The organism is Dactylosporangium maewongense, assembly GCF_039531485.1.
Lineage (GTDB): Bacteria > Actinomycetota > Actinomycetes > Mycobacteriales > Micromonosporaceae > Dactylosporangium > Dactylosporangium maewongense.
In genome coordinates, this window is record NZ_BAAAQD010000018.1 from 217015 (window position 1) to 236001 (window position 18987).

The 18987-nt window shown below is 70.1% G+C and carries 19 protein-coding genes; 9 read left to right on the forward strand and 10 right to left on the reverse strand.

What is annotated here, in order from left to right; translation table 11 throughout:
• Positions 1-7: 7 nt before the first annotated feature.
• Positions 8-2074: a glycogen debranching N-terminal domain-containing protein gene (locus ABD332_RS38410; RefSeq protein WP_344508077.1), complete on the forward strand. Its 2067-nt coding sequence runs from the start codon at positions 8-10 to the stop codon at positions 2072-2074.
• Here the strand turns inward: ABD332_RS38410 and ABD332_RS38415 are convergent.
• Positions 2058-3410 carry a PQQ-dependent sugar dehydrogenase gene (locus ABD332_RS38415; protein WP_344508079.1) on the reverse strand — a complete coding sequence of 451 codons (1353 nt, stop codon included), beginning with the start codon at positions 3408-3410 and terminating at the stop codon, positions 2058-2060. The two genes, ABD332_RS38410 and ABD332_RS38415, sit on opposite strands and share 17 nt — an antisense overlap.
• Positions 3411-3440: 30 nt before the next feature.
• Between ABD332_RS38415 and ABD332_RS38420 the strand changes: the two genes are divergently transcribed.
• Together ABD332_RS38420 and ABD332_RS38425 are read left to right on the forward strand one after the other, a co-directional pair.
• A complete protein-coding gene (locus ABD332_RS38420) occupies positions 3441-4211 on the forward strand; it encodes a 3-methyladenine DNA glycosylase (protein ID WP_344508081.1) in 771 nt (256 codons plus the stop codon).
• Positions 4212-4214: 3 nt separating this feature from the next.
• Positions 4215-4973 (forward strand): hypothetical protein, encoded by a 759-nt coding sequence (locus tag ABD332_RS38425; RefSeq protein WP_344508083.1) that lies wholly within the window; start codon positions 4215-4217, stop codon positions 4971-4973.
• Positions 4974-6605: 1632 nt separating this feature from the next.
• Here the strand turns inward: ABD332_RS38425 and ABD332_RS38430 are convergent.
• The 3 genes from ABD332_RS38430 to ABD332_RS38440 all read right to left on the reverse strand — a co-directional run bounded on the left by ABD332_RS38430 (position 6606) and on the right by ABD332_RS38440 (position 8549).
• Positions 6606-6839, reverse strand: a complete 234-nt coding sequence (locus tag ABD332_RS38430; RefSeq protein WP_344508085.1) for a hypothetical protein — start codon at positions 6837-6839, stop codon at positions 6606-6608.
• Positions 6839-7096, reverse strand: coding sequence for a hypothetical protein (locus ABD332_RS38435; RefSeq protein ID WP_344508087.1), 258 nt, complete (start codon positions 7094-7096; stop codon positions 6839-6841). Before ABD332_RS38435 ends, ABD332_RS38430 begins: the two co-directional genes overlap by 1 nt.
• A 202-nt stretch (positions 7097-7298) precedes the next feature.
• A complete protein-coding gene (locus tag ABD332_RS38440; protein ID WP_344508089.1) occupies positions 7299-8549 on the reverse strand; it encodes an NsdA family TPR-like regulatory protein in 1251 nt (416 codons plus the stop codon).
• A gap of 126 nt (positions 8550-8675) precedes the next feature.
• On the opposite strand from ABD332_RS38440, the gene ABD332_RS38445 reads away from it, so the two are divergent.
• Together ABD332_RS38445 and ABD332_RS38450 are read left to right on the forward strand one after the other, a co-directional pair.
• Positions 8676-8918 carry a hypothetical protein gene (locus tag ABD332_RS38445; protein ID WP_344508091.1) on the forward strand — a complete coding sequence of 81 codons (243 nt, stop codon included), beginning with the start codon at positions 8676-8678 and terminating at the stop codon, positions 8916-8918.
• Between the two features lie 110 nt (positions 8919-9028).
• The gene (locus ABD332_RS38450) at positions 9029-9568 is read left to right on the forward strand and encodes a class IV adenylate cyclase (RefSeq protein ID WP_344508093.1); all 540 of its coding nucleotides are present in this window, start codon (positions 9029-9031) and stop codon (positions 9566-9568) included.
• Here the strand turns inward: ABD332_RS38450 and ABD332_RS38455 are convergent.
• Genes ABD332_RS38455 through ABD332_RS38470 form a run of 4 tightly spaced genes read right to left on the reverse strand, consistent with a single transcriptional unit; the run spans position 9550 to position 12504 of the window.
• Positions 9550-9816, reverse strand: coding sequence for a hypothetical protein (locus ABD332_RS38455; RefSeq protein WP_344508095.1), 267 nt, complete (start codon positions 9814-9816; stop codon positions 9550-9552). The genes ABD332_RS38450 and ABD332_RS38455 overlap by 19 nt on opposite strands.
• The gene (locus ABD332_RS38460) at positions 9813-11357 is read right to left on the reverse strand and encodes a radical SAM protein (RefSeq protein WP_344508096.1); all 1545 of its coding nucleotides are present in this window, start codon (positions 11355-11357) and stop codon (positions 9813-9815) included. Before ABD332_RS38460 ends, ABD332_RS38455 begins: the two co-directional genes overlap by 4 nt.
• An 8-nt stretch (positions 11358-11365) precedes the next feature.
• Positions 11366-11740 carry a hypothetical protein gene (locus ABD332_RS38465; protein ID WP_344508098.1) on the reverse strand — a complete coding sequence of 125 codons (375 nt, stop codon included), beginning with the start codon at positions 11738-11740 and terminating at the stop codon, positions 11366-11368.
• Complete coding sequence (locus ABD332_RS38470) at positions 11737-12504, reverse strand: prolipoprotein diacylglyceryl transferase (RefSeq protein WP_344508099.1); 768 nt, start codon at positions 12502-12504, stop codon at positions 11737-11739. The genes ABD332_RS38465 and ABD332_RS38470 overlap by 4 nt, the downstream gene beginning before the upstream one ends.
• A gap of 88 nt (positions 12505-12592) precedes the next feature.
• On the opposite strand from ABD332_RS38470, the gene ABD332_RS38475 reads away from it, so the two are divergent.
• Positions 12593-13603, forward strand: coding sequence for an endonuclease/exonuclease/phosphatase family protein (locus ABD332_RS38475; RefSeq protein WP_344508101.1), 1011 nt, complete (start codon positions 12593-12595; stop codon positions 13601-13603).
• A gap of 135 nt (positions 13604-13738) precedes the next feature.
• The gene (locus ABD332_RS38480; RefSeq protein ID WP_344508103.1) at positions 13739-14230 is read left to right on the forward strand and encodes a hypothetical protein; all 492 of its coding nucleotides are present in this window, start codon (positions 13739-13741) and stop codon (positions 14228-14230) included.
• A 37-nt stretch (positions 14231-14267) separates the two neighbouring features.
• Here ABD332_RS38480 and cimA read toward each other — a convergent pair whose 3' ends face one another.
• A complete protein-coding gene (cimA, locus tag ABD332_RS38485; RefSeq protein WP_344508105.1) occupies positions 14268-15869 on the reverse strand; it encodes a citramalate synthase in 1602 nt (533 codons plus the stop codon).
• A gap of 371 nt (positions 15870-16240) precedes the next feature.
• On the opposite strand from cimA, the gene ahpD reads away from it, so the two are divergent.
• Positions 16241-16771, forward strand: coding sequence for an alkylhydroperoxidase, AhpD family (gene ahpD, locus ABD332_RS38490; RefSeq protein WP_344508107.1), 531 nt, complete (start codon positions 16241-16243; stop codon positions 16769-16771).
• An 833-nt stretch (positions 16772-17604) separates the two neighbouring features.
• The gene (locus ABD332_RS38495; protein WP_344508109.1) at positions 17605-17805 is read left to right on the forward strand and encodes a hypothetical protein; all 201 of its coding nucleotides are present in this window, start codon (positions 17605-17607) and stop codon (positions 17803-17805) included.
• Positions 17806-17877: 72 nt separating this feature from the next.
• On the opposite strand, the gene ABD332_RS38500 is transcribed toward ABD332_RS38495, so the two are convergent.
• Positions 17878-18975, reverse strand: coding sequence for a branched-chain amino acid aminotransferase (locus ABD332_RS38500; RefSeq protein ID WP_344508111.1), 1098 nt, complete (start codon positions 18973-18975; stop codon positions 17878-17880).
• Between the last annotated feature and the right edge of the window lie 12 nt (positions 18976-18987).

Below are 18987 nucleotides of genomic sequence, written 5' to 3' on the forward strand. Positions count from 1 at the left end.
GCGACGTGTGGCGAATCACGACCTGCACGCACACGTGACCTGTGTGGCCGCTCCGGCGACGTGGTTGTCAGGGCCGTCCGGTCAGCTCACCGGCGGCGCCGACGGGCTCTACGTCGAGGACCGCCGGGTGCTCGCCCGGCTGGAGGTCACGGTCGACGGCGTGGCCGTGGCGGCGCGGGACGTGCGTCGCACCGGTGCTGCTTCAGCGGTTTTCGCGGATGTACGGGGAAACCTCGCCATCGCACGTAACCGGCTGGCCGAGCCGCTGGGTGGCACCGAGACCATCTCGTTGGCCAACAAGGCCGGCGAGCCGCGGGTGGTCACGCTGGCGGTGGCGGCCGCGACGGACTTCGCCACCACCGGTGCGGTCCGCGACGGCTCCACAGTGGACATCGTGCCGCTGCTCGCCGAGGTGCGGTCCGGGGACGGCATGTCGGTCCGCCTCGACGCCACGCCGGCGCCCGATGAGGCCGGCGACGCGTTGCGATGGACCGTCACGCTGGCGCCCGGGGCACAGTGGACGGTCGAGCTGCGCTTCACCCGCACCGACGTCCCGCCGATCCCGCGGGCCAAGCGGTTCAGCACGCTGCGGGTCGCGGCCGGCGACGCCCGGCTCGACGCGCTGGTGCGCACCGGCGTCCAGGACCTCGACGCACTGCGCCGCGGCGACCTGTACTACAGCGCCGGCAGCCCGTGGTACCTGACGCTGTTCGGCCGGGACGCGCTCTGGTCGGCGCGGCTCGCACTGCCGCTGGGGACCGACGTCGCCGCCGGCACACTACGGACCCTCGCCGCCCGCCAAGGCACCGCGACCCCCCACGACGATTCGGCGCAACAAGGCACCTCGGGCCGGCAGGACACCTCGGCGCAGCAAGGCACCTCGGGCCGGCAGGACACCTCGGCGCAGCAAGGCTCTTCGAGTCGCCACGACACCTTGTACACCGGCGAAACCGAAGAAGAGCCCGGCCGGATCCCGCACGAGATCCGGCGCGAGGACGCCGCGCACAGACTGCCGCCGGTCTATTACGGCACCGTCGACGCGACCGCGCTCTTCGTCTGCACCCTCGCCGACGCGTACCGCTGGGGCATGCGCCCCGACGCCGTGGAGGCCCTGCTGCCCGCCGCGGAGGCCGCCCTCGCGTGGCTCGCCGGGCACGGTGGCCTCGTCACCTACCGCACCACCGGCGCCGGCCTCACCCACCAGGGCTGGAAGGACTCCGCGGACGGCATCCAGTTCGCCGACGGGCGCGTCGCGAGCGGGACCTTGGCGTTGTGCGAGGTCCAGGCGTACGCGTACCAGGCGTTCCGCGAAGGCGCCGGCCTGCTCGACGCCTTCGGCCGCCCGGGCGCCGAGCGGTGGCGCTCGGCGGCGGCCGACCTCGCGGACCGGTTCCGGGCCGCGTTCTGGTGCCCGGGCGGTTATCCGGCGCTCGCCGTCACCGGCACCGGCGAGCAGGTCGACGCGGTGGCGTCGAACATGGGCCACCTGCTCGGCACCGGCCTGCTGTCACCCGCCGAGAGCGCCGCGGTCGCCGGCTGGCTGACCCGCCTGCGCTCCCCGTTCGGGCTGCGGACCCTCGCCCAGTCCTCGGCCGGCTACGACCCCGGCTCCTACCACGCCGGCTCGGTCTGGCCGCACGACACCGCGATCGCGCTGCTCGGCCTGGCCCGCGACGGCCACCGCAAGGAGGCGGCGGCGCTGGTGGGCGCCCTCCTCGACGCCGCCGGGCGCTTCGATTCCCGGCTGCCCGAGTTGTACGGCGGTGACGACGCCGCGACGCCGTACCCGGCGGCGTGCCGCCCGCAGGCCTGGGCCGCCGCCGCGGGGCCCGCGCTGCTGGTGGCGCTGCTGGGCCTGGACGTCGACATCCCCGCCGGCCGCGTCACGTTCGACCCGCTCACCCCGTCGCCGGTCGGCGCGTTCCGCGTCCGGGGCCTGAAGGTCGCCGACGGCCTGCTGGACGTCTCCGTCTCCGCCGACGGCGCCGTCACGGTCCACAATGGACCCGTCGGCGTCGCGTTCCTGCTCGCCGACGGCACCCCCGCGAAGATCGGGTCTACTTCGGCGGGGTGAGGCGCAGGATCGTACCGGCGAAATCGTCGCTGACGAGGATGGAGCCGTCGGCGTCGAGGGCGGCGTCCACGGGGCGGAGCCAGGGCTTGCCGGCCTTCGTGTCGACGAGGCCGCTGAGGAGGTCGACCGGGTCGCCGGGGCCGCCGGTGGTCCACGGGACGAAGACGACCTTGTAGCCGACGGGCTTCGTGCTGTTCCACGAGCCGTGCAGCGGCACGACGGCGCCCTCGAGGGCCGGCACGAAGGTCAGGCCCAGCGGCGCGGTGTGCGCGGGCAGGCCGAGGTCGATCGGATCGGCCTTGGCGCAGTCGGCCTTCTGGCCGTCGCGGTTGAGCTCGTAGTCGCGGTGGAACGGCAGGTTGTGGGTGCCGTTGTCGCTGTTGGGGTTGCAGAACGGCCAGCCGTAGAAGCCGCCGTCGCGGACCTTGATGAGCTCCTCGACCGGGTACTGGTCGACGAACTGGCTCATCCGCTTGCCCTTGTCGGACTTGCCGTCGCCGTCGACGTCACGGTCGTCGGGGACGAGCGTGTTGTCGCGGTTGTTGACCACGGCCCACAGCTCGTCGGTGCCGGGCCGGAACGCCAGCCCCTCGGCGTTGCGGATGCCGCGCGCCAGCAGGTGCTTGCCCGCGTTCTTCCCCGCGGCGTCGAACGTGTAGATCGCGGCGCGCTGCGGGTCGCTGACGGTGTCCTCGACGCACGCGTTGCAGGTGGAGGCGATCGACACGTACAGCTTGCCGTCCTTCACCGCGATGTTCTTCAGCACGTGCGCGTAGTTGCCGCGCAGCTCCGGTGTGCTGGTGTCGGGCAGCCCGTCGACGACCACCTGGCCGTCGTGCGCCTTGAGGTCCCCGCTCTGGTACGGGTAGCGCACGATCTGGTCCGCCTCGGCCACGAACAGCCACGTCGCCCCGCCGACCTCGGCGAACACCATGTCGTGCGGCCGGTTGAGCCCGGACGCGAACTCGGTGACCTTCCCGCCCCGCACCACGCGGACCTTGCCCTGCGCGGGCTGGGACACCAGCAGGTCACCGCTCGGCGTGACCGCCAGGAACCTGGCCTTCTCGACCCGCGCGTAGACCGACGCGCTCCACCCCGCCGGCATCGTCACGTTGCGCGCCACGTCGAACGGCGCCCCGTTCACCCCCGCGCCCACGGCGACCTTGACGCTCGTCGGCTTCCCGAGCGCCAGCGCCGGCGCCCCCGTGGAGGCGCTTCCCGCCGTGGACGAGCTCGGCGCCGCCGGCTCGCCCCGCTCCTTCGGCTCGCCACCACACCCCGCGAGCAGCAATGTGCAGGCCGTGGTCGCGACGAGCAGTGCACCGAGCTTGCGCATGCGTGTGACGGTACAACCTAAGCTTGTCGCGTGCTCTCAGACGACGCCCGCAGGGCCGCCCACGAGGCACGGGTCGACCAGTGGATCGTGCCGCACCTGGAGCGCCGCCGCCGCGGCGAGAAGCACCCGGTGCTCGACTTCCTGTTCACGTACTACTCGTTCCGGCCCGCGCAGCTGCGCCAGTGGCGTCCGGGCGGCGCCCCGCACCGCCGGCCGGAGACCGTCGCCTGGGTCCGGGACCTGCTCGTGGCGACCGCGGCCAGACCCCCGCACCTGGGCTGCTTCGGCCTGCACGAGTGGGCGATGGTCTACCGCCAGACGCAGGACGAGCTCCGCCACAACGCCTGGCCGCTGCGCCTCGGCCCCACCGGCACCGACGCCGTCGTCGAGGCGAGCCGCATCCGCTGCAGCCACTTCGACGCCTTCCGCTTCTACACCGCCCCCGCCCGGTCGCTGAACCTCCTGCAACCGACCCGCGAAACCCAGCTCGCCAACGAGCAGCCAGGCTGCCTGCACGCCAACATGGACCTGTACAAGTGGTCCTACAAGCTCAGCCCGCTGACCCCCGGCGAACTGATCGCCGACTGCTTCGAGCTGGCCGCCGACATCCGCACCCTCGACATGCAGGCCAGCCCGTACGACCTGGCCGCCCTCGGCTACCCCCCGGTCCCGATCGAAACCCCCGAGGGCCGCGCCGAGTACACCCGCCGCCAACGCGACCTGTCCGACCGCGCCACCCCCCTACGCGCCGCCCTCATCACCCACTGCGACACCGCCCTGCCCCACACCGTGGACCAGTAGCCCGTGCCGAGTCCAGCTGTAAGCCTGGAGCAGCGGATCACCCGGCTGGCACATGCCGGCATCCAGGTGCTCCGTGCGTGGCCGTTGTCCGACGGCGCGGTGACGCCGCCGGACGTCGCGTGGGAGGCGTTCGGCTGCGATGCGACGACTACCCGGGTCGATCGGACCGTGGACAACGACGATCCCGACTACGTGGTGCGCGGCAACGAGATGTGGCACTCGATGGCACGTGAGTTCGGCCTGTTCGACGCGGACGGGACGTTCCTGCTGTCGGTCCGGACCGGGCCCGGAGACTTCGAGGATCCACAGTGGTTCGAGGTCCGGCTCGCGCCCGAGTGGGACCTGTTCGGCCGTGGCGTGGAGGAGCTCGTCCTCGGGCACGGGGAACGCACGCCGGGGTTCGTCATGCACTCCAAGGACGGCGCGCTCCTGCTCGCCTCCGGCTGGTACCAGTTCGTCTCCACCGTGCTGGTCGTGCCGCGCCCGTGGACCGCTGCGGCGTTGCGGCGCTCCGCGAAGGACCGGCTGGCGAAGCGCGAGCGGACCGAGGAACGGCGGACCGCCGCCAGGCAGTGGCTCGCGAGGCCCAGCGGTGTGGCACGGCAGGGAAGCCCGCAACGCGAGGCGCCCGCACGATCACAACCAGGCCGTGCGGACCGGCTCGGGTGCGCTGCGGGACCACAGGATTCATCCGACGATCCGGCCGGCGCAGCCGCCAGCACAACTGCGCGCGCTGGACAGGGAGCAGCCCCCGGCCGTTGACGCTGAGGTGCTCGACCATGTCGGCCCGACAGCCCCATGCGGGGGCCATGGCGGCGTGCGGGCGCCGCGCTGGGCGTGCGAGCGGCGCGCGCCCCGTGCGGTGCTGAGATGGCGATGCGCTCTGCACCCCCGAATCTGCTGTGCGGCGCGGTGACTCATGCGAGGTGGGTCGGGCTGCGCGATGGCTCACGTGGGGCGGACCGGGCGGCGCGATGGTTCGGGGTGGGCTGTACGCCGTGTAGCCCGTGCGGCTCGGTGGCCCGTGTGGGCGTGGGCAGGGCGGCGTGCTGGCCCGTGCGGCGCGGGACGGTGCGGCGGTGGCCAAGTGTTGGACGATCCGTCGCGGCGCCCCGTGCGGCACGGTGAGGTCGAGGCGGCGCGGTGACTCATGTGGGTGGACCGGGCTGCGCGATGGCTTGTGCGGCGTGGGTGACGCCGTGGTGGTCAGCTGCTGCTCGGCGCGGCACGACGCCCAAACGGTGCTGATGCGGTGGTGCGATCGCCACCCCCGAATCCGCTGGGCGGCCTGGTGACCCGTGAGGGATGGGCCGGTCGGCGTGATGGTGCAGGGTTGGCCGCGCGGCGTGCTGGCCCGTGCGGGACAGGCCGGCCGTGATGGTGCGAGGTGGGCTGTGCGGCATGCTCGCCCGTTCGGCGTGGGCCAGCGCTGTACGTGGGCCAGCGCTGTAGTGGTCAGGTCTTGGACTTCGCGGTGGCGCCCGTGCGGTGCTGGTGTGACGGTGCGATCTTCGCCCCGAAGCGCCGAGCGGCGCGGTGACCCATGCGGGCGGGCCGGGCGGATTGCCGGCCCGTGCGGCGTGGGCCAGCGCCGTGGCGGTCAGGTGCCGAACGATCCGGCACAGCGCCCCGTGCGGCGCAGTGACCCCATGCGGGGTTGACCGGACGGCGTGATGGCTCGTGCGGGTGGACCGGGCGAATTATGTGGTGCAGGGCGTGCTGTCCGGCGTGATGTCCATGTCGGATGGGTTCGCCGTGTTGGTGCGGGCCGGCCTGTGCGGCGTGCTGCCCCGTGCGGTGTAGGCCGCTGACGTGTCCCATGCCGGCTGGTGCGCCGACCGTGACGGTGCCGGACGGCCCGGCCAACGCGATGACCAAAGAACGCGGACAGGGTGGCGGCGTGGGGGTTCGATCGGGCGGGAGGGGGTGTTCCGGCGGGCGGGCGCCCAGAGCGGGGCGATGCGAAGCAAGCCCCGCCCCCGCGATGCGCAGCGAGCGGTGCGACGCGAAGCGGAGCATTGGGGGTGTGGGGTGAGAATCCCCCACTGGGGAGCGGCGGCGCAGCCGCTGCGCGGGGGACGCGAAAGTCCACCAAACGGGAACGGGCCCACCCCGTGAACAGGGTGGACCCATTGGACTGTAGCCCCGACCGGATTCGAACCGGCGCTACCGCCTTGAGAGCGCGGTGACGTCCGCTCTTCGACGTAGAGATCATGGCGTGTAGGCCCTGCCAGCAGGACAGTGATTCACCAACCAGCGCCAGCTTGTGGCAGGCGTTGTCAGCGGTTTCGCTGACTGAACGCTGACTGGTACGGACCTGAATTGCCGCGATGGCTCGCTCCGAACGCCATGACGGCCGTGCTCGGCGGCGATCTACGGGACGACCGTAGGCCGTCATGTACCGCACACGAGCCAGCGAATCTTCCATCGCGCCGCCTCGGCGAACGACTCGAGCTCCTGCAGGTCTAGCATCCAATAATCGCCGCCGTCCGTGGGCTTCTCCAAGTGATTTACCAGGAGAATGTAGTACCCGCCGGTCACGTCAGTATCGTCGTGGAACTTGACGTAATATCCTTCATGCAGGCCGCTCTCGATGAGTCCATCTTGTTGAAATCGAATTTCCAGCATCAAGGCTCCGTCAATGGAACATGATTGTTGGCAAGATACTTTTCGGCGTCATCGAATATGTCGAAGTGCGCGTACGGCACATTCGGCCAGTGCTTCCCGGCGAGAGAATCGGGGTCGATACGGAACCCGCGAAGGCCGTCCTCGCTGCGGAAAATTCCGCGTCCCTTGTTGACATCTCCCGTGCCGGCGCCGAGCATGCCGCCCCAGGAGAAGTTGCCCTTGCCCTCGACCTTCGCCTTGATGGCGTAGGTGACCATGTTGCCGAGAGCGCCGCAGACGCCGGTGATGCCGACTGCCGTTGCGGACGAAACTAAGCGAGGGTGGTTCAAGGCGGGCGTGATTCGCTTCTGGGAGTTTCTTAATGCTGGCGCAACGGGCGTTCGCGCACTAACCGCAGCGATCAGTGATGTTGTTGCCTTGATCGACGGTATCGACAATCTCGGGTCCTATTTGTTAATCTCAACCAGCAATGGTGCGAAGCTGGTCGAGATATTCGACAACGCGTGGGTCATTGGAAAATCGCTGATTCAATTCAGCCGCAAGCTCACGCGAATGCATAACCAAAGACGGCAAGGATTTCCGGTCGAGGGTCAGCGCTGTCCGCCCGGCGGTTAGCGCTGCCTCCAGTTCGCTGTGACGTGCAGCGACAATTCCGAGCGTGATGTGCGCCTCCGCCACCCTCATTGGCCGACGCACAACACCATCCGGTGTGGTGCCCGTACGAATGACTTCCTCTGCATAGGTCGCGGCGAGACGGTCCTCCCCGACATGGCGGTAGCAGTCCATTGTGTAAAAGTCCCACTTTGACGGATCGATGACGAAGTGGTTGCCGGGGTTGTCGGGATACGGCAGTGCTTCGAGGACCGCGCGGCCGTTGTCGAGCGCGACCTCGACCTGGCGGCGGTCGCCGATGCGTGCCCATGCCTTCGCTTGATGCGCCCAGAGCTGCACGGTGACGCTGTGCCCCGGGCCGACCGTTTCCAGACCCGCGCGCGCAGCCGCAATCGCGGCCTGATAGTTGCCCTCTGTCAGCGAATACCAGCTGCGCATCTCGTGCGCCCAGCCCACGACGTCGCTATTGCCGGACTCCTTACCGAGGGTGAGAGCCGCACGGCGGGTGGCCTCGGCGGCGGCCTTGCGGCCCATGTCGTACTCGACGCAGCCGACCAGGCGCGCGACCTGGCCCGCCAGCGAGAGCACCTCGCGGTGCTGTTCAAGGGACAGCCTGCCGTCGTGGAGCGCGATCAGCCGGTTGAGCCATCGCTGGCCCTCCTCGACCAGAGCGGCAGGCTCCATGTGCGAGTAGTCGTTGTTCAGCTGCTCGACGGCGACGTGCATGCCTTCGAGCACCGCGGGAGAGACGTCAGAGGCGCGCAGCCTGGAGATGAGTTCGAGGGTGTCCATGCCCGTGTTTCCGAGCACCGCCGGGTGCTCAGGGCGGGGCGCCGGGAACATGGCGGCGGTCACCGTCCCGAACGTCTCGGCGAGCAGCGGCTTGTAGAAGGCGTCGGGCTCTGTGTTGCCGGCCTCCCAACGCTTCCAGTTGCGCAGAAGGCTGACCGTCTCGGCCAGGTGGACGTCCTCACCGGCGTGGGCGCGCAGCGCCTCGACCGCTTGCAGCTGCGACCACCCCGCGCGGCGCGCTCCGCACGGAGCCGGCGGGCCCGCGTGGGGAGATCGGACGCATCGCCGTCCTTCAAGGCCATGCATCGAGTATCCGCCTGCCCTGCGACATGAACCGGTGACAACCCTTTGTCCCAGCGATGACACCTGGCAGGACAGCTGGCCGATCGACCACTGTGCGTTCAGTCGCCCGAACGCCGTGGAGGTGGGCAGATGAAGTCGACTGACCCGGAACGCTGGGGCCCGACGGGGCTCGACGTGCCGTTCGACGACCGAGCTGGTTGCGGCGTGATCCTCGAGCGTCTGCTGCGCGGAGAACGGTCCCTGATCGGCATCACGTTCGTGACCCGGTTCGGGCCAGAGCCGGCCCACGACCTCACCCTTGAGCAGGCCGCACTACTGGCGACCCAGATCACCGATGCCATTCAAGAGGCCCGCCAGTTCGCTCGCGGTTGAAGGCCGCTTGGCGTTTGCGGTCAGATGCGCCTCTTGTAGATGATCCAGGTGATGCCGGCGGTGTCACAGGCCGGTGCGTCCGGCAGCCGCTTGTTGTGAAAGGACTCGACGTGCCCGCGGAGTTTGAGGCGAAGGTGCTCGACATCGACCCGGCCGCGATGGCGGACCTGATTCTCTCCAGAGGTGGCAGCCAGGTCAGCCTTCCGACCCTCCAGCGTCGCTACGTCTACGACATCGTCGCGGGTGACGAGAGCAAGTGGATCCGGCTGCGCGACAACGGCACGAAGACCACCCTGGCCGTCAAGGAGATCTCCCACGACGGCATCGACGGCACGTACGAGGTCGAGGTCACCGTGGACGACCTCGACGCCGCCAACGAGCTCCTGGGCTTCCTAGGCTTCCGCCCGAAGTCCTACCAGGAGAACCGCCGGACGAGCTTCACCCTCGAAGGCGCCCGGCTGGAGATCGACGAGTGGCCCATGATCCCGCCGTACCTGGAGATCGAGGCCGACTCACCGGAGGAGGTGCGCCGCGTCGCCGCCCTCCTGGGGTACGCGGCGTCGCAGCTCACGAGCGAGAACACCACGAAGGTCTACAAGCGGTATGGCGTCGACCTCGGCGCAGCGTGGGGTCAGGTGAGCCAGGTGTAGACGTTCCAGGTGATGCCGGCGGTGGCGGCCAGGGTCAGGGCGGCCAGGTAGGTCAGGACCAGGCGGGTGTCGCGCAGGACGCACTTGGAGCGGGTCAGGCCCTGGCGGCGGGCGCGGAGGTAGCCGAAGAAGCCGAGCAGGGCGAAGCCGAGCAGCGCGACCGGGCCCAGGAGCCACGCGAGGGCGGCGATCGTCGCGTAGACGCAGAGGCGCAGCGGATCGTAGGGCTGCGCGGGCGGGGTCGTCACAGCGCCCTGGGCAGGCGTTGGGCGGAGAGGGCAGGCCAGGCCTGGACGGCGCAGAACGGGGCGCACTGGTGGGCCGGGGAGCCGTCAGCGGCGGCGGCGACGGTGGCGACGTGCACGCAGCACTGCAGGAGGCGCTCCTCGATCATCGTGTGCATGTCCATGAAGGGCTTGACCGTGATGCGTTTGACGCGTTCGCCGAGCATCTTGCGCAGGCGGTTGCGGCCGCCGGGCAGGGACGAGGAGACCAGCGTGGTGAGGGTCGAGATGCCGAGGTCGCAGTTCTCGCAGATGTCGCGCCAGAGCGAGCCGACGTCGGGGTGGGACAGCGAGGACTGCTCGGACAGCAGGCCCAGCAGCGAGTCCTTGACGGCGGTCCGCAGCGCCAGCGGGAGCTGGACGTCGGCGATGCGGTTGGCGACGAGGTCCGGGGAGAGGTCCAGGAACGTCAGGAGGCGGTCGTGGCCGATGAGCTTGGTCATCGACTGCCACTCCCCCGCGTCGTCGCGCAGCAGGTACCCCACGGAGCAGCAGTGCGGGTGCGAGCAGGGCAGGGCGGTCAGGTCGCGCCAGGTGACCTGGTCGCCGGTCTGCGGGCCGAGGCGGGCCAGGACGCCGGTGTGGGTGAGACGGTCGAGGGGGTCGATCGCACCCGAACGACCGGACCCGAACTGCGGCTGCAGGGAGACGCCGCCGACGTACGGGGTGTCGAGCGCGCGCTTCACGACGGCGCCGATCTCGTCGTCGTTGACGCCGAGGGCGCACGTCATGGTGAGGGTGGTGAAGATGCCACGGGAGGAGAGCCGGTCGACCGCCTGGTCCTTGAGGCGGCGCAGGTCGGCGCCGCGGTGGTGGCGGGCGGCGCGCTCGGAGACGCCGTCGTACTGGAGATAGACCTCGACCCGCTCGCGGTGCTCGGTGAGCAGGTCCAGCAGCGCGTCGTCGCGGGCGATCTTCACGCCGTTGGAGTTGATGAGGATCCGCACGACGTTGCGGGCGGACACCTCCCGCAGCAGCTCGGCCAGCTGCGGGTACAGCGTGGGCTCGCCGCCGGACAGCATGAGCACGTCGATGCGCCCGTTTTCCCGGGACAGCTTCGTGTCGACGCTGGCCAGGACCTCGGCGAGCGGCACGACGCCCTCGATCGCCGGGGAGGAGTCGGTGAAGCAGGTGGGGCAGCGCAGGTTGCAGCTGTCGGTGAGGTCGGCGAGCAGGATGCAGGTGTGCTGGGTCTGCATCTCCGGCAGGCCGGCGAGGTACGCCGACGGCACTGGCGCGAAGTTCCCGGCGAGGTCCGGCACGTGCGACTTCGTCGGGGCGGTCCACTGCTCCAGGTACCGGAGGATCTCCGGCGACTCGTCGTACAGCGTGCGGACGAGACCGTGCGAGGGGCAGCCGCGCTCCAGCCAGATCCGGCCGTCGCGCTCGGCGAGCCAGCCCGACAGCCGCTGCACCGTCTCCAGTGGACGGTCGGGGCGCTCGTCGTGGCACTGCGGGCAGAAGGCGTTGACGTACCGGTGGATCCGGTCCCCCCGAAGCTGCATGCCGGCGCTCATGCTGTCCCCGAGTTCGCGGAGACGATGGCGAGGCAGACGCCGATCCCCGCGATGGGGAAGACGATGACGCTGACCGCCCAGCCGATGAGGATGCCGATGCCGAGGCCCCGGTCGCGGCGCACGATCCAGACGATGCCGACCACCAGGCACGCGACGAACAGCACCACCTGCAGCAGCATCTCCAGGTAGACGCCGAGCAGCGCGTTCTGGCTGTTGTCCGACGCGCCGAAGGCGATCGTCACGACCACGCCGATGATGATGACGAGGACCTGCGCGGCGGCGGCGATGCCGAGCCCCGCGGCGACCTTCCTGCCGCGGATCGGGCGTTCCCCGTCCGGTGGCGGCGTCGGCACCGTCCAGTTCGGATTCATGCGGCCACCGTTTCCTTCTGTCGCACCAGATCCTTGATGATGCCCGCCACGATGAGCGGCAGGCAGGCCAGGAGGAACAGCTGCGGCCGGGTCAGGCCGGCCCACACCACCTCGTTGCCCCGCACGAACTCCACCATGAAACGGAACGCGGCGTAAGCGGCCAGATAGATTTTGAACAGCGCGCCCGGCGCGGTCACCTTCCGGCGCAGCGCGAGCAGCGCGCCGAACGCGACGGCGTGGAAGAGGATCTCGTACGCGAAGGACGGGTGCAGCGGCACGCCGGCGGGCGTGTGCATCGCCTCGGCCTGCGCCGCGTCGAGCGTGATGCCCCACGGCAGGCCGGTCGGGGTGCCGGGCGGCTCGGCGAGCAGGCAGCCGACGCGGCCGACCGCCATCCCGGCCGCGACGGCGGGGGCGAAGAGGTCGCCGGTCCGCCACGGGTAGCCGGACACCTTCTTGGCCACGATCGCGCCGACGTACGCGCCGACGAGGCCGGACAGGATGCTGCGGTTGCCGTACGCCCACTGCTCCAGCAGCGACGCGTTGTCCCGCGGGTCGAGGTGCTGCGCCCATGTGCCGAGCCGGGCGAAGAGCGCGCCGCCGACGAGGGCGCCGGCCAGCACGTACCAGAGCCGGTCGTCCTGCGCCCGGCGGCGGCGGACCTCCCACAGGAAGACCAGCGCCGCGACCGCGATGCCGGCCGCCACGCACACGTCGTGGGTCAGGATCGCGACCGGGCCGAGCCGCACGATGACCGGATACACCTGCGCAGCGTAGTAGGCCGCCGGCGGGTTCTGTGAAGATTCTCAGCAGGGACCGGGCCGGCTGGCGCGCCTCGCCTACCCTGGCGGAATGGTCAGCACCGAGGAGTTCGCGCCCGCCGCCGAGATCTCCCGGCGGCGGCGGCCGTGGCTGACCGTGCTGCTGTGGCTGCTCATCGCGCCCTTCGCGGCGTGGGCGACGGCACGGGTGTTCGGCCTGGAAAGTGGCTTCCCGACGGTCCAGCTGATCGCGTTCACCCCTTATGTCGCGGTTGTTTCGCTGGTACCGCTGGCGATCGCCCTGCTGACGAAGCGGATCTGGCCGGCGGTCGCGGCGGCGGTGGTGACCGTCGCGTTCGCGGCGTGCGTGCTGCCCCGCTGGATCTCCGACGGCGACGCGGGCACGACCGAGGGGCCGACGCTGCGGGTCATGAGCGTCAACATGCTCATCGGCCGCGCCGACCCCGACCGCATCGTCGGCCTCGTGCGCGCGGGCTCCGTCGACCTGCTCGCCGTGCAGGAGTACACCGACGAGGCGCGCACCGCGCTGCGCCGGGCCGGCCTGGAGCAGCTGCTGCCCAACGCGGTGTCCTACCCGCGCCCCGGCGTGAGCGGCTCGGCCGTCTACAGCCGCTTCCCGCTCACCGACAAGGGATACCGGCGGTTCACGTCCGACTTCGGTCAGGCGCAGGCGGGTGTACGGGTCCCGGGCGCCCTCGAGCTGCACGTCGAGTCGGTGCACCCGTGCGCCCCGTCGGACGGCTCCCGGGACTCCTGCTGGGTGTCGGATCTGGCCGCGCAGCCGGCCGCGACACCGACGGGACCGGTCAACCTGCTCATCGGCGACTTCAACGCGACGCTCGACCACGAGGCGTTCCGCGATGTGCTCGAGAAGGGCTACCACGACGCCGCGGACGTCGTCGGCGCCGGGCTCGACACGTCGTGGCCCTACGACGATCGGTGGTTCATCCCGGGCGTGACGCTCGACCACGTGCTGACCGATGAGCGCGTCGGGGTGCGGAAGGTCGTGATCCACAAGATCGCGGGGACCGACCACAAGGCCGTCTTCGCCGAGCTGGTGCTCCCAAAGGCCGACGCCTGACCTGTCCGATCATGCCGAATGGCGCCCGAAAGATCACTCGCGCGTACCTCCGGCTATACGCGGTTCGTTGGCCGGGAGTACCTTCACGTACGGATCGGGCGGAACGCCCCGACAGAACCACGTTGGAGCAGATGGGTGACACGAACCTTCCGCGGCATCGCGCTCGCCGTCATTGCGCCGGTTGTGCTGACGAGCGTCCTTGCGGGCTGCTCGGACAAGAAGGATGACTCGGGCGAGTCACCGTCCGCCGACCGTCCGACGGTAGAGGTGACCGCACAGCCGCAGGACCAACAGACCGCGCAGGTCACGGCGGAGCAGGTGTTCGAAAACCTGTCATCCGGCGACTGGGCCGGAGCCTGGGAGCTCTGGACCGACACCGCGCAGTCGGCCATCAACAAGGACGCCTACGTCGACCTGGTCTCGACCTGCACCGGGCTGCAGGGCGACTACCTGGTCACCGGCGTGACACCGGTCGACGAGTCCACCGCCACGGTCAAGTGGACGCGGACGCCGGCGAGCGGGGCCGCGGCGAGCGGCACCAACACCATCAAGTATCAGAACGGCCAGTGGAAGTTCGAGCCGGACGCAGCATCACTGACCGCCTTCCGGCAGAACAAGTGCCCGTGACGGGTGGGGCCGCTGACGGCCCCACCCTTCGGGTCAGCTACACCCGCACCTGGCGGGACAGGCCGTAGCTCAGGGCGTCGACCAGCGCGGTCCAGCTCGCCTCCACGACGTTCTCGTGGACGCCGACGGTCGTCCAGTCCTCCCCCGTCGAGCGTGTCTCGACCAGCACCCGCGTGACGGCACCCGTGCCGTGGCTGCCCTCGAGGATGCGGACCTTGTAGTCGGCCAGCTCGAAGCGCGACAGCTCGGGGTAGTGCCGGGTCAGCGCCACCCGCAGCGCCTCGTCGAGGGCGTTGACCGGGCCGTTGCCCTCCGCCGTCGCGATGATCCGCTCACCCCGGACGCGGACCTTCACCGTCGCCTCCGACACCACGGCGCCGTCCTCGCGGTGCTCGACGATGACGCGGTACGACTCCAGCGCGAACGGCTTCGGCACCGCACCGTCGGCGAGCTCGGCGCGGGCCAGCAGCTCGAACGACGCGTCGGCGGCCTCGAACGACCAGCCCCGCGCCTCCAGGTCCTTCACGCGGGTCGTGACCCGCGACAGCGCCTCCGGATGACCGGACAGGTCGACGCCGAGCTCGCGTGCCTTGAGCTCGATGCTGGCCCGTCCGGCCATCTCGGTGACAAGGATCCGCATGTCATTGCCCACGACGACCGGGTCGATGTGGTTGTAGAGCACGGGATCCACTTTGATCGCGCTCGCGTGCAGGCCCGCCTTGTGAGCGAACGCTGACGACCCGACATAAGCCTGGTGGGTGTCGGGTGCGATGTTTGCGATCTCTGCGATGGCGTGCGAGACGCGCACCATCTGCTCGACGCACCCGTCCGGTAGGACCGGCATGCCGAGCTTCAGCTGGAGGTTGCCGACGACGGCGAAGAGGTCGGCGTTGCCGGGCCGCTCGCCGTAGCCGTTCGCGGTGCACTGGAAGTGCGGGACGCCCGCCTCGACGGCGGCGACCGTGTTGGCGACCGCGCACGAGGTGTCGTTCTGGCAGTGGATGCCGAGCCGGTCGACCGCCTCGGCCTCGGAGATCCCGAGCGCGACCGAGAGCCTGCCCTTGACCTCGCCGATCGCCCTGGTGATCAGCGACGGCAGCATCCCGCCGTTCGTGTCGCACATGACCGCCTTCTCCGCGCCGGCGGCGAGCGCGGTCGCGGCGACCTTCGCGGTGTACTCCGGGTCGAAGGTGTACCCGTCGAAGAAGTGCTCCAGGTCCAGGAACACCCGCCGCCCCTCGGCCACCAGGTACGCGACGGTGTCGTGGACCATCGCCAGGTTCTCTTCCGCCGTGGTGCGCAGGGCCCGCTCCACGTGCCGCAGGTCGGACTTGGCGACCAGGGTCACGGCCGGCGTCTCCGCGTCGAGCAGCGCCCGCACCTGCTGGTCGTCCTGCACCCGGACGCCGGCCTTGCGGGTGGCCCCGAACGCGACGAACACCGCGTGCTTGAGGTCCAGCTCGGTCCTGGCTCTCCGGAAGAACTCCGTGTCCTTCGGCATCGCTCCCGGCCAGCCGCCCTCGATGAACCCGACGCCGAACTCGTCGAGCAGCCGGGCGACCGCCAGCTTGTCGACGACTGAGTAGCTGATCGCCTCGCGCTGGGCCCCGTCGCGCAGCGTGGTGTCGTACACCTGCATGGTCTTCTCCTGGCTTTGGGCTTGGGGATCTGGCTTCTGGGCGGCTCTGGGCGGCCCTGGCGGCTACCGGCGGGTGGACCAACAAAAAGACCCCTCGCGAATGCGAGAGGTCTGCGCGGCCAGCGAGGGGATGCTGGTCGCGCTAAGGGCCAATAATGAGCCGAGTCACGTTGGGTAGCTTGCCACGACCGCGCGATCCGTGGCATGTGATTCCGAATTCTGAGAACCCAGGTGATCTGCTTCACGATTCACCCTGTTCGTCATGTCCCCGTAACGAGCGTCGGTCAAGGTTGGAGCCAGTCAAGCGAACGCACCAAGGAGGTTCCCGTGCTCACCGTTGGTGAGGCCCGTCCGGGTAGGCCGTCGGTCTGATGTCGATCGAGGCACTGAAGGCCGCGCTGCCGTCGTATGCGAAGGACGTCGAGCTGAACCTCGACGCCGCCCTCGCCGGCACGCTGCTCACCAAGCAGCAGCTGTGGGGCACCGCGCTCTCCTGCGCGATGACCACACGGAGCGCCTTCGTGTTCCGCTCGATCCTCGCCGAGGCCGGGAATCATCTGAAGCCTGAGGCTGTTGAAGCAGCCAAGGCGGTCGCCGCGCGCATGGCCGTCCACAACGTATATTTCCGCGCCAAGCACCTCATCGGTGACGAGGCGTACCAGCACCTGCCGGCGCGGTTGCGCCGCCAGGTGACCACCTGGCCCGGCGTCGGCACGGTCGACACCGAGCTGTGGTCCATAGCAGTATCCGCGATCACCGGGTGCGGGGTGTGCCTGGAATCGCACGAAAGATCACTTCGCGGTGCAGGGGTGTCCCGCGAAGTGGTCGACGAGGGTCTGCGCGTCGCCGCGGTAGTTCACGCGTTGGCCGTGACCCTCGATGCAGAGGCAGCTTCCGTCTAGGGGCTTTCCTCTTGTACGGGTGTCGGAGTGGCGGCTCCGGCACCCGTACTCTGCATTCCGCCCAGGTTCGCCCCAGGCAACCAGCCACACAGCTCCGGCGACCACGCTGAGCGCACTGATCGCACATCAATGACAGCAGGTGCGGCGTCGCCGGTCGGTGTGATGTGGGTCGGTTGTGAACGCCAACGACGGTGTGGAAGCACCGAACGACGCCCCAACAACGCAGGACCCTGCGAGAACGGCGGCCGGGAAGCATCACCGCGACCACGGCACCGACGTTGACTGCAAGAGCCGATCATCACCATGATCGAAGGACGACCCACGCCGCCCGGACAGCCACCACGCGACTTCGATCACGGCGACCACGGCCACGATCGCCCCGCGGGGTACCAGGACCACACGCGCGAGTCGGCAATCAGAGTGGGACAGCACTGGTTGCGAACCCGCACGCGGACAGCAACCACCGCGTCCCCCACCGTGAGAGCGCCCCCGATGGCATCGAACCTATCGCCGAGGTATGACACTTTTCGGGTTGTTGTGGGCTGCCGGTTCGGGTGGGGTTTTGGTCGGGCCGTGGGGTGTTTGTCCTGGTCGGACCCGGTAGCGCAAGGGGACGGTGTCGCCCGGTCGTGCAAGTTGCGCACAGCGTGTCTGCGCCGGGGCGGGATCGGCGGTTACCGTTTCGGCAGCAGTCGCCGGAACGCGGGCCGGCGGCGGTGGGACATGGAGCCTGGGGGCGACAGAAAATGATCGACGAGGGTGTTCCGCCGGGGTCCGGTGGCGAGGCGGGGGGTGAGCCGCCGCTCGAGCCTCCGTTCGGCTGCGCTGATCCGATGCTGTGGCGCGTCGCGCGGGCGCTGCACGACGCGCACAAGCCGCGGACCGACAACTTCTGCGAATGCAAGGCGTTCTGGCCGTGCCCGGACGCGCAGCTCGCCGAGGAGGCGTTGCTGCTGGCGTACGAGCGGCCGACCCCACGCGGCGTCCGCCCCAGCTACGGGCGGACGTCCAACCTGGGCCGCTGGTCAGCGTGACGAAGCTCGGCCGGCAAGCCCAAGAGCGCCTGACAGAAGCCCGACAGTACGAACGCCCGTAACACGCGGGTGCTACAGGACGCGGTGCACCCAGCCGTGCGGGTCCGCGGCGGTGCCGCGCTGGATGCCGACCAGGCTCTCCCGCAGGTCCATCGTGACCTTGCCCGCGGTGCCGTCGGCGATCGTGAACTCGCCGTCGCGGTCACGCACGACGCCGATCGGGGTGATGACGGCGGCGGTCCCGCAGGCGAAGGCCTCCCGCAGGCGGCCGCTGCGCGCGTCGGCCTGCCACTGCTCATACGAGTACGGCTCCTCGCGGACGGTCATGCCCTGATCGGCGGCGAGCCGCAGCACGGACTCGCGGGTGATGCCGGGCAGGATCGTGCCGGTCAGCGGCGGCGTGAGCAGGCTGCCGTCGTCGAAGACATAGAAGACGTTCATGCCGCCGAGCTCGTCGACGTAGTGCTGCTCGACGGCGTCGAGGAAGACGACCTGGTCGCAGCCGTGCTCGATGGCCTCCGCCTGGGCGACGAGGCTGGCGGCGTAGTTGCCGCCGCACTTGGCCGCGCCGGTGCCGCCCGGGGCGGCGCGCGTGTAGTCGCGGGAGACCCAGACGCTGACGGGCTTGACGCCGCCCTTGAAGTAGCTGCCGACCGGGGAGGCGATGACCAGGAACAGGTACTCGGAGGAGGGCTTGACGCCGAGGAAGACCTCGCTCGCGTACTGGAACGGACGCAGGTAGAGGCTGCCCTCGGGGTCGGAGGGGACCCAGTCGCGGTCGACCCGGATCAGCTCGCTGAGCGCGTCCAGGAACAGCTGCTGCGGCACGGGCGCCATGGCCATGCGGGCCGCCGACTGCTGGAAGCGGTCGGCGTTGGCGTCGGGGCGGAAGAGCGTGACGCCGCCGTCGGCCGCGCGGTAGGCCTTCAGCCCCTCGAAGATCTCCTGCGCGTAGTGCAGGACGGCGGTCGCCGGGTCCATGGGGATCGGCGCGCGGGCCTCGACGCGGGCGTCATACCAGCCCTTGCCCTCGGCATAGCGCACCGTGACCATGTGGTCGGTGAAGATCCGCCCGAAGCCGGGGTTGGTGAGCAGCGCGGACCGCTCCGCGGCGCTGACCGGCGCCGGGTTGGGACGGATCTCGAAGTCGAGCGTTTCCCCGCCGTTCATGGCGTGCCTCCA

Bases quoted from the DNA above. Each gene is read 5' to 3' on its own strand.
- ABD332_RS38440 (WP_344508089.1), bottom strand. From the start codon at position 8,549: ATGCATGGCCTTGAAGGACGGCGATGCGTCCGATCTCCCCACGCGGGC.
- ABD332_RS38475 (WP_344508101.1), top strand. From the start codon at position 12,593: ATGGTCAGCACCGAGGAGTTCGCGCCCGCCGCCGAGATCTCCCGGCGG.
- ABD332_RS38435 (WP_344508087.1), bottom strand. From the start codon at position 7,096: ATGGTCACCTACGCCATCAAGGCGAAGGTCGAGGGCAAGGGCAACTTC.
- ABD332_RS38500 (WP_344508111.1), bottom strand. From the start codon at position 18,975: ATGAACGGCGGGGAAACGCTCGACTTCGAGATCCGTCCCAACCCGGCG.
- ABD332_RS38495 (WP_344508109.1), top strand. From the start codon at position 17,605: ATGCTGTGGCGCGTCGCGCGGGCGCTGCACGACGCGCACAAGCCGCGG.
- ahpD (WP_344508107.1), top strand. From the start codon at position 16,241: ATGTCGATCGAGGCACTGAAGGCCGCGCTGCCGTCGTATGCGAAGGAC.
- ABD332_RS38415 (WP_344508079.1), bottom strand. From the start codon at position 3,410: ATGCGCAAGCTCGGTGCACTGCTCGTCGCGACCACGGCCTGCACATTG.
- ABD332_RS38460 (WP_344508096.1), bottom strand. From the start codon at position 11,357: ATGCAGCTTCGGGGGGACCGGATCCACCGGTACGTCAACGCCTTCTGC.
- ABD332_RS38465 (WP_344508098.1), bottom strand. From the start codon at position 11,740: ATGAATCCGAACTGGACGGTGCCGACGCCGCCACCGGACGGGGAACGC.
- ABD332_RS38445 (WP_344508091.1), top strand. From the start codon at position 8,676: ATGAAGTCGACTGACCCGGAACGCTGGGGCCCGACGGGGCTCGACGTG.
- ABD332_RS38430 (WP_344508085.1), bottom strand. From the start codon at position 6,839: ATGCTGGAAATTCGATTTCAACAAGATGGACTCATCGAGAGCGGCCTG.
- cimA (WP_344508105.1), bottom strand. From the start codon at position 15,869: ATGCAGGTGTACGACACCACGCTGCGCGACGGGGCCCAGCGCGAGGCG.